The sequence below is a fragment of the Sporichthya sp. genome, assembly GCF_013815995.1.
Classification (GTDB): domain Bacteria; phylum Actinomycetota; class Actinomycetes; order Sporichthyales; family Sporichthyaceae; genus Sporichthya.
The window spans coordinates 1-9,194 of the sequence record NZ_JACDFE010000185.1 but is presented as its reverse complement, the minus strand read 5'-3'; the positions used below and the strand labels follow the sequence as shown (position 1 = coordinate 9,194).

Below are 9,194 nucleotides of genomic sequence, written 5' to 3'. Positions count from 1 at the left end.
GGCCAGGGCAGCCCGGTACGCCGCGTTGGTGCCGGCCTCGGCGGTGAGCAGGAGGGCGGTGCCGAGCTGAGCGCCGTCCGCGCCGAGCGACAAGGCGGCGAGGATCGAGCGGCCGTCGCGCAGGCCGCCGGCGGCGACGACGGGCACGTCGCTCTGACTGAAGGGGTCGACCATCGCCGGCACCAACGCCATCGTGCCGAGGGGGTCGCCGGCGGGTGCCCCGGTCTCGCGCGGACCGCCTTCGGTTGCGCTCGAGCCGTCGCCGCCGAGGAACTGGCCCCGGTGGCCTCCGGCCTCCGCGCCCTGAGCCACGACCACCTGGACGCCGGCGGCGACCAGCGCCCGACCCTCCGCGACGTTCGTGGCGGTACCGACGACGACCGAGCCGTTCGCGCGGAGCTGGGCCACGAGGTCGGCCGGCGGAACGCCGAAGGCGAAGCCCGCGACCGGTACGCGCTCGGCCAGGAGCACCTCGGCCTGGGTGGCGAAGTCGACGGCCGCCCGGGCCGGGACGGGCAGGCGCTCGGGTAACCCCAGGTCGGCGCGCAGCCCGGCGAGCAACGTCTCGACCCGGCCGACGGCCGCTGCGTCGAGCGGCGCCTCCTCGGTCGGGGGGACGAACAGGTTGGCCTGGAAGGGGGCGTCGGTCAGCGCGCGGGTGGCGCGGATCGCGTCCCGGATCGCGTCCGGGGTCGCGTAGGCGATGCCGAGCGATCCCAATGCGCCGGTGTTGGAGACAGCCGCCGCGAGCTCGGGAGTGCTGGGCCCACCGGCCATGGGCGCGCCGATGATCGGCAGCTCGATGTCGAGCAGCCTGGTCAGCCGGGTGTCACGCCACATCGCGCGACAGCTAATCAAATGGATCTAGGAGCGCTTGGGCGGGAGGGGTAAGAAGCCCGACGTGCGGGCCACGTACTCGGAGAACCCGGGCCGGTCGGCCATCCGCCGCTCGGTCAGCGCCGCCCCGCTGCCCTTGGTCAGGAACAGCGTCATGACGATCGGCGACAGGACGGTGAAGACCCCGATCCCGGTCTCGGCCGCGACCAGGAAGATCCCCCACCACACGCAGGCGTCGCCGAAGTAGTTCGGGTGGCGGGTGTAGCGCCACAGCCCCCGGTCCATCACCGTGCCCTTGTTGGCCGGGTCGGCCTTGAACTGCTTCAGCTGCCAGTCCCCGACCGCCTCGAAGAACAGCCCGAGCGCCCACACCCCGACGCCGAGCAGAGCGAGGACACCCACCTCGTCGTTCGCGTACGCGGCGACCTGGACGGGCAGCGAGATGAACAAGATGAGCGCGCCCTGCAGCCCGTAGACCATCCGCAGCGCGTAGGCGTTCCGTTTCTCCGGCGGGACTTTCCCGAGCAGGGCCTCGTAGCGCGGGTCCTCGCCGTGCCCGGCGTTGCGCCGGCCGATGTGCCAGGCCAGGCGCCCGCCCCACGCGAACACCATCACAGTGAGCAGCCACTGGCGGGTGTCGTCGCCGGAGCCGGCGGCGACCGCCGCGGTGACGCCGGCAACCGTGACGAAGCCCAGGCCCCAGGCGACGTCCACCACGCTGTGCTTGCCGAGCTTGAGGGCGAGAGCGAACGTCGCGGCGAGCAGGACGAGCAGGCCGCCCGCGCAGGCGGCCAAGCCGACGGCGAAAGCGCTGCCGTCGAAGGAGTCCATGCGCCCTTCCTACTCCCTCGTCGCGTGAAACCAGCCGAAGCCGCTGCGGATGACATCCGTTGCGAGCGCTGCGGATGACATCCAGTGTGAGCGCTGCGGATGACATCCGTTGTGAGCGCTGCGGATGACATCCGTTGTGAGCGCTGCGGATGACATCCGTTGAAACGCGGCTACCGGATCGCGAATGCCTCGGCGCGGACCTTCGGCATGCCGGAGGCGCCGGCCGCGGAGCGCTTGACGGCGAGGATCTGATCCACGCCCATCCGGCCCTCCTCGAAGACCAGCGCGCCGCCGACCATGTACAGCCGCCAGACCCGGGCGACCTCCTCGCCGACGAGGGCGACGACGGCGTCCCAGTTCTTCTCCAGCGTCTCCAGCCAGGCCCGGACGGTCCACACGTAGTGCTCGCGCATGGCGTGCACGTCGCGGACCTCCAAGCCGGCGTCCTCGATCAGCGCGACCGTCTCCCCGACCGGGCGCATATGCATGTCCGGGGCGATGTAGCACTCGATGAAGTCACCGCCGCCGGGCCGGTCGCGCCGGGACATCTGCTGGATCAGGGCCCGGCCGCCCTCGCGCAGGGCGCCGTTGATGACGCCGAGGAAGGTCGGGTAGTTCTCCGCTCCGACGTGCTCGCCCATCTCGATCGAGGTGACCGCGTCGAAGCCGGTCTCTGGCACTTCGCGGTAGTCCTGGAGCCGGATCTCGACCCGGTCGGTCAGGCCGCGCGCGGCAACTTTGGCCAGGACGAAGTCCTGCTGCTCGCGCGAGAGCGTGACGCCGATGACGCGGGCGCCGTAGTGCTCGGCCGCGTGCAGGGACAACGAGCCCCAACCGCAGCCGATGTCGAGCAGCCGGGATCCCTCGACCAGGCCGAGTTTGCGGCAGACCAGGTCGAGCTTGTCGCGCTGCGCGTCCTCGAGGGTGTAGTCCGACGCGTCGGAGGTGTAGTACGCGCAGGAGTAAGCAAGGTGCTCGTTGTCCAGCAGCAGGGCGTAGAACTCGTTGCTCAGGTCGTAGTGGTGACTGATCGCGGCGCGGTCGCGCAACTTGGTGTGCAGGACGCCGGTCAGCTTGGCCTGCGAGGCCGGCGTGGGCGGCTTCGGACCGATCGCGCCGAGCCGCACGGCGGTGCCGGCGGCGGAGACGATCTGACGTGCCCTCATTTTCGATGTGAACTGCATTTTCGGGGCGGCGAGGTCGCGTTCGCGGATCGTCGACCAGATCAGCCGGAAGCCCTCGGTGAGGTCGCCCTCGACGTCGAGCTCGCCGGTGATGTAGGCCTGGGCCAGCCCGAGCTCGCCCGGGCTCCACAGCAGCCGGCGCAGCGCGCGGCGGTTGCGGATCAGCACGGCGGGGGCGTCGGCCGGCCCCGCCTCGCTGCCGTCCCAGGCCCGGATCCGGATCGGCAACGTGCCGCCGAAGAGCGGCTCGAGCAGACCCGCCAGTTGACCGGCGGCGTTCTTACGCATCGGGACGGCCCTTCTCGAACACGAACTGGTAGACGTCGAGGTAGCGGGAACGGAACCCGGCCTCGGAGTAGGACAGGTAGAAGGTCCACATCTTGCGGAACGTCTCGTCGAACCCGAGGGCGTCGACCTCGACGGAGCGCGAGGCGAACCGCTCCCGCCACAGTCGCAGCGTGTCGGCGTAGTGCAGGCCGAAGGCATGCCGCTCGACAACCCGCAGGGAGGTGTGATCGGCGACCGACTGCTCGACCGACGCCACCGAGGGGATCAGCCCGCCGGGGAAGACGTACTTGTGGATCCAGGTGTAGGTGTCCCGGGAGGCGAGCATCCGGTCGTGCGGCATGGTGATCGCCTGCAGACCGACGCGCCCGCCCGGGGCGAGCAGGCGGTCCAGCGTCCCGAAGTAGGTCGGCCAGAAGTCGTAACCGACGGCCTCGATCATCTCGACCGAGACCACCGCGTCGTAGATGCCCTCGGCGGCGCGGTAGTCGCACAGGTCGATGCTCACCCGGTCCGACAGACCCGCCGCCGCGACCCGCGCGAGGGCGAGCGAGCGCTGCTCCTCGGACAGAGTGATCGAGCGGACGGTGGCGCCGCGGGCGGCCGCGCGCAACGAGAGCTCGCCCCAACCGGTCCCGATCTCCAGCACCCGCGAACCGGCGGTGACGCCGGCGGCGTCGAGCAACCGGTCCACCTTGTGCCGCTGCGCCTCGGCGAGTTCGTCCCAGCCGGCGACCGCCGCCATCTCGATCGAGCCGTCGCCCGGCCCGAACAACGCCGAGGAGTAGGTCATGGTCTCGTCGAGGAACAACGTGAACAGGTCGTTGGACAGGTCGTAGTGCCGGGAGATGTTGCGCCGCGCGTTCTCCGCGGTGCCCTTCTCGGTGTGCGGGTGGCGGTGCACCGCGATGTCGCGCAGCCGCTGCAGCGGCGGCGGGACCAGCGTCGACATCCGGCGGCAGAAGATCGTGAGGACCTGCGTCAGGTCGTCCGCGGTCCAGTCGCCGGCCATGTAGGCCTCGCCGAAGCCGATCAGCCCGCCCTTGCCGATCCGGCGGTAGATCGCGCCGGGACGCACCAGCTGCATCACCGGGGCGCTCGCGTCGCCGCCGCCGATGTTCCGTCCGTTCGGCAGCAGGATCTGCAGCTCGAGCCGGGTGGCGAGCCGCTCGAACAGGCCGCGGGCGATCTTGGCGCGCAGGCCACCCGGCGGCAGCGAGGCGATGTCCGGCCATTGGGCAGCGTCGACGCCGGCGTCGTAGGTACTACGCCGCAGGCTCCCCTGGTTGAAGGTGAGACTCACGTCAGACTCCCGGTTGGCGAGGGTGGTGCGGGCGGGAAACGACCGGGACGCGACGGGCCCAGAGCTTGATGCCCTGTACCCGGATCTGCGCGGCGACGGTGAGGGTGACCCAGGGGATCCGGGCCGCGGAGCGCAGCAGGGCGCCGGTGCCCGCTGTTCTACGTCGGCCGCGCACCGTGGCGACGAACGGCTTGTTCTCGCCCCGGTGCAGTTCGATGGTGATCCGGACCTGCTCGTCCGGCTCCGGCAGCGACATCACGTAGCTGCCGTCCACCGGATAGAACGGGGAGACGTAGAACTCCTTGGCGAGCTCGTGCCTGCCCTGGGGGGAGTCCGCACCGGGCCGCAGCAGGTAGGCGTGCCGTTCGCCGTAGGTGTTGTGCACCTCGGCGATCACCGCGACCAGGACGCCGCTCCCGTCGTGACACCAGTAGACCGACAGCGGGTTGAACACGTACCCGAGGACCCGCGCGTTGGCGAGCATCTGGATCCGGCCGCCGCGCAGGTCGATGTCGTGCAGCCAGAGGAACGCTTCGACGTTCTGCCGCAGCGTTCGATCCGGCTCCCCCAGGTGGTCCTGCGCACGGAACTGCGCGAGGGCGCGCAGCGGGCGCGGCGGGCGCGGCAGCGCGTCCAGGTCGACCAGCCAGGAGTAGCTGCGGTAGCGGAACGCGTTGCGCACCGGGGTGTGCCGGACGTGGGCGATCGTCGTGTCGTAGATCGCGGCGTTGGCCCAACGGCCGCCGGCGGCCGATGTCGCCTGCGGAGGTGCGCTTTCGGACGTGCAGGCGCTCACCAGGCACCGCCGAGCCGGCGCGCGGCGGTGAGGCCGGAGAGCGCGCCGTCCTCGTGGAAACCCCAGCCGTGGTAGGCCCCGGCAAAGGCGATCCGCTCATCGTTGAGCTCGGGCAGGCGACGTTGCGCGGCGACCGAGTCCGGGGTGTAGACCGGGTGCTCGTAGACCATCCGCGCGATCACCTTCGCGGGGTCGACCAGGTCCGGGGAGTTCAGGCTGACCAGGTACCGCTCGGGGCCGGGCAGCGCCATCAGGCGGGTCATGTCGTAACTGACGACGACCGATTCGGTGGACGCACGGCACGAGGCCATCCGGTAGTTCCACGAGGCCTGGGCGCCGGCCGCGCGGGGCAGCGGGGTGGTGTCGGTGTGCAGCACCGTGTGGTTGGTCGAGTATCCGATCGCGCCGAGGACGGCCGCCTCCACGGCGGTCGGCTGGGTGAGCAGGCTCAACGCCTGGTGCGGGTGGGTGGCGACCACGGCGGCGTCGAAGTGCGCGACCTGGTCGGCGTCGTCGCGGAGCTCGACGCCGGCGGCGGTGCGGGTCAGGGCGCGGACCGGCGTCGCGGTGTGCACCGCGTGGAGTTCTTTGGCGACCTGCTCCACGTAGCTGCGGGAGCCGCCGGTGACGGTCCGCCAGGGCGGGGACCCGGTGACGGCGAGCATGCCGTGGTGGTCCAGGAACGCGAAGAGGTAACGGGCCGGGTAGGCCAGGGCGGTCTCCGGCGGGCAGGACCAGACACAGGCCACGACCGGCTTGACGAAGTGGTCGACGAAGTAGGGCGAGTAGCGGCCGCGAGCGACGAACTGCCCCAGCGTCTCCTCCGCGCCCGGGGTCTCCGGCGCGGCGAGCAGTGCCCGGGCGGCCCGGTGGAAGCGCGGCACCTCGGTGACCATCCGCAGGTAGGCGGGGCGCAGGTTGGACCGGGCCGGGAACAGCCCACGCACTCCGCGGGCACCGGCGTACTCCAGTCCGCATCCCTCGCAGCGCACCGACATCGACATGTCCGAGGCCTGCGTCTCCACCCCGAGGGCGGCGAACAGGCGCAGCAGCGTCGGGTAGGTCTTCTCGTTGTGGACGATGAACCCGGTGTCCACCGCGAGGGTCCCCCCGGCCGGTCGCACGACGTCGTGGGTGTGCGCGTGCCCACCCAGTCGGTCGTCGGCCTCGTAGAGGGTCACGTCGGCCCCGCGCTGCAGCACCCAGGCCGCCGTCAGGCCGGAGACTCCGCCTCCGATGACCGCGATGCGGCGGCGGGGCAGTAGACCGGGAAAAGTCTCAGGCATGGTGCGGAAGGTTCGGCGCCGGGGGTTCATCGGCTTGCCCGCCCACCGGTTCGTTCAGACACAGACAGACGAAATCGCTGGTCAGCCGCTTCCACTTGCCGCGGCTGCGCAGCATGAAGTGACCGTGGCCGGTCATCGGGACCCAGCTCGCCGGGGTGCCTTCGGCCCGGGCCGCCAGGGCGTAGGCCTTCGAGGCCTTCGGGTCGGTCCAGCGGTCCATCGTTCCGTGCAGGACGAGCAGCCGGCGGTCGCCGAGCCGGACGCGGGGCTCCCCCTCGGGCAGCCACGGCGCCAGGGCCACGACCCCCACGACGGCCGGGTCGTCGGCGACCCGCAGCGCGGTCCGCCCGCCCATCGAGTGCCCGACCAGCACCACCGGGACATCACCGTGCCGGGCCCGGATCTCGGCCAGCGCCCAGCGGGCGTCGGCCACCGGGGAGGCCTCGGCACCGTTCCAGCCGCGCATCCGGTAACGCAGGGTCCACACTGCGACCCCGTCCCGGCGGGTGCGGCGGGAGATCTGATTCGCGAACGGTCGCATCCGGACCGCGGACAGGTGCCAGGGCTGGGACGGCTCCCGGCTCTCGGCCTTGCCGCCGTAGAGCACCAGGACGACTGCGGTGGTCTCGCCCCGGGCGCCCTTGATCTGGACTGTCGGCGACGGCCTCACCCTCGGTGTCCCCTCGACTTGATGTGCGCTGGAGCCTTCCATGTCCAGGCATTCGGTGGAGAGCCGCGAGCGGTTCGTCCGTACGGGTGGCCAACCCGTCATACCTACCCACGACGGTGGGAAGCGGAAACCTCCCCGTTCAGCGACCGTTCAGTTAGGCCATGTGGGTGGTTCCAAAACGGGTCAATTGGGGCAAGGAGATAGGGAACGCCCGCATTAGCGCACCACGGTCGAATGTCTATCGAAGTGCGGCAATCCGCCGGAAGACTTTGCCATTCGAGCGGGGTCAAATACTTCAGTCCGTCGCGCGGCGGGCAATCGCACTGCGATCATCGTGCTAACGCCAAGCCACCGTCCAAGGCACGTACTGACAGGGGATCAGTGACCCGCGATGACCATGAACCCGAGCACTTCACACTTTGACACCGCCATGCGCGGGTACGACCGGGCCGCTGTCGACGCCAAGGTGGCCGCGCTGACCGACGAGCGGGTCGCCTACGAGCGCCGCGCCGCCGAGCTCGAGCGCGAGATGACGCGGATGAAGCAGTCGCTGGCCAACGGCGAGAGCGCTCCCTACTACATCACCCTCTCGCGCAAGCTGGAGAACATCCTGCGCGACGCCGACGAGGACTCGCAGCGGACCAAGTCCGACGCCGAGATCGCCGGCCAGCGCGAGCGCGAGCGGGCAATGTCCGTGGGCGAGGATCTGATGGCCCGCACCAAGGACGAGACCGACCGCCGCGAGACCGAGACCCGCGCCCAGATCGAGGGCATGATCGGCTCGGCCCGCTCCGAGGCCGAGCGGGTCCGCCAGGAGTCGACCGACAAGGCCGCCCAGCTGGTGGCCAGCACGAGCGACGTCGTCGAGAAGGCGCGCATCAAGGGCGCCCAGATCGCGACCGAGGTCGAGACCAAGCTGACGGCGCAGCGCGAGCAGTTCGAGCGCGACACCGTCTCCCGTCAGGAGACCGCGGAGCGTCGCCTCGCCGAGACCGCGCAGATGGCCGAGCAGATGAAGGCCGAAGCCGCTCGGATGACCGAGGACTCGCAGCGCGCGGCCAAGGCCCTCATCGAGGCCGCCCGCGCCGCCGCGACCGAGCTCATCACCGAGACCACCTCGCGCGCCGAGCGCCTGCAGCAGGACGCCGAGCGCGAGCTCGCCGCCCTGACCCACCGCCGGGACAGCATCAACGCGCAGCTGTCCACGGTCCGCGAGACGCTCTCCAGCCTGTCCGGTGGCGCGCTCGCCAAGTAGCTCCTGCGGGCCGGACTCCTAGCCGGCCGGCAGACTGCACCAAACGCAGTGCCCAATAAACTTCTCGGGGCGGCGCCATTTGGCACCGCCCCGAGACGTTTAACCGGTGCTCGTTCAGCCGTTGCCGGAGCCGCCCTCGTTGTCCGAGTCCTTGAACGTGAAGGTGCAGATGACGACGCCGGTCCGGTCGCCGGAGCGGAACTTCGCCTCGGTGTGCACGCGGCCCACCTCCTCGCCGGCGGAGCCCAGGTCGACCCCGAACGGCGAGCTCGGCGACTCGGACTTCGCCACCAGCTTGCCGTCCTCGTCCTTCACCCGGAACAGCACCTTGCGCAGGTTCACGTCCGCATTGCGGAAGCCGCCAGACTCGTTGTTGTCGGTGGCTCGCAGATCGAGCGCGGTGACGTCGTTGTCGGACTGCGAGCGCAGGTGCAGCGTCGCACGCAGCTTGACCTTCTCGCCGTCGACGTTGCCCTTGCAGGTGCGCACGATCGTGTCCTCCGCGGCCTGTGCCGCCGGCGCCCAGATGATCGCGGACCCCGCTGCAACCACCAACGCGCCCGTTGCCGCGCTCCAGCGCTTACCCATGACGACACTCCTCCGCAGCACACCGAAAATTCTTCGGTTGCCTGCCTATCGCACCCCATGGGCCGGAGCCAGTCGCCATGCCGGGACAACGAGAAGCGCTTCACTCGCTGGGACCCGGCTTCACTCGCCGGATCCGGCGAGTGAAGCGCTGTCCCAGCG

General features: G+C 70.7%; 9 protein-coding genes. 1 reads left to right on the top strand and 8 read right to left on the bottom strand.

Annotated features, from left to right (window positions below; genetic code table 11):
- The 7 genes from H0X00_RS18015 to H0X00_RS17985 form a co-directional block, all read right to left on the bottom strand.
- Positions 1-840 (bottom strand): nitronate monooxygenase (locus tag H0X00_RS18015; RefSeq protein WP_293773593.1); only part of this gene is annotated, 840 nt, incomplete at its 3' end.
- A gap of 24 nt (positions 841-864) precedes the next feature.
- Positions 865-1,668, bottom strand: a complete 804-nt coding sequence (locus H0X00_RS18010) for a DUF1295 domain-containing protein (RefSeq protein ID WP_293773592.1) — start codon at positions 1,666-1,668, stop codon at positions 865-867.
- Positions 1,669-1,838: 170 nt separating this feature from the next.
- Positions 1,839-3,140: a cyclopropane-fatty-acyl-phospholipid synthase family protein gene (locus H0X00_RS18005; protein WP_293773590.1), complete on the bottom strand. Its 1,302-nt coding sequence runs from the start codon at positions 3,138-3,140 to the stop codon at positions 1,839-1,841.
- Positions 3,133-4,413 (bottom strand): class I SAM-dependent methyltransferase, encoded by a 1,281-nt coding sequence (locus H0X00_RS18000; protein ID WP_367186683.1) that lies wholly within the window; start codon positions 4,411-4,413, stop codon positions 3,133-3,135. Before H0X00_RS18000 ends, H0X00_RS18005 begins: the two co-directional genes overlap by 8 nt.
- Before the next feature lie 28 nt (positions 4,414-4,441).
- Positions 4,442-5,161 (bottom strand): DUF1365 domain-containing protein, encoded by a 720-nt coding sequence (locus tag H0X00_RS17995; protein ID WP_367186682.1) that lies wholly within the window; start codon positions 5,159-5,161, stop codon positions 4,442-4,444.
- Positions 5,162-5,232: 71 nt separating this feature from the next.
- Positions 5,233-6,522: an NAD(P)/FAD-dependent oxidoreductase gene (locus tag H0X00_RS17990; protein ID WP_293773586.1), complete on the bottom strand. Its 1,290-nt coding sequence runs from the start codon at positions 6,520-6,522 to the stop codon at positions 5,233-5,235.
- Positions 6,515-7,192: an alpha/beta hydrolase gene (locus H0X00_RS17985; RefSeq protein WP_293773584.1), complete on the bottom strand. Its 678-nt coding sequence runs from the start codon at positions 7,190-7,192 to the stop codon at positions 6,515-6,517. The genes H0X00_RS17990 and H0X00_RS17985 overlap by 8 nt, the downstream gene beginning before the upstream one ends.
- 430 nt (positions 7,193-7,622) lie before the next feature.
- On the opposite strand from H0X00_RS17985, the gene H0X00_RS17980 reads away from it, so the two are divergent.
- Positions 7,623-8,447: a cellulose-binding protein gene (locus H0X00_RS17980; protein ID WP_293773583.1), complete on the top strand. Its 825-nt coding sequence runs from the start codon at positions 7,623-7,625 to the stop codon at positions 8,445-8,447.
- A 114-nt stretch (positions 8,448-8,561) separates the two neighbouring features.
- Here H0X00_RS17980 and H0X00_RS17975 read toward each other — a convergent pair whose 3' ends face one another.
- The gene (locus tag H0X00_RS17975; RefSeq protein WP_293773582.1) at positions 8,562-9,035 is read right to left on the bottom strand and encodes a hypothetical protein; all 474 of its coding nucleotides are present in this window, start codon (positions 9,033-9,035) and stop codon (positions 8,562-8,564) included.
- Positions 9,036-9,194 lie beyond the last annotated feature (159 nt).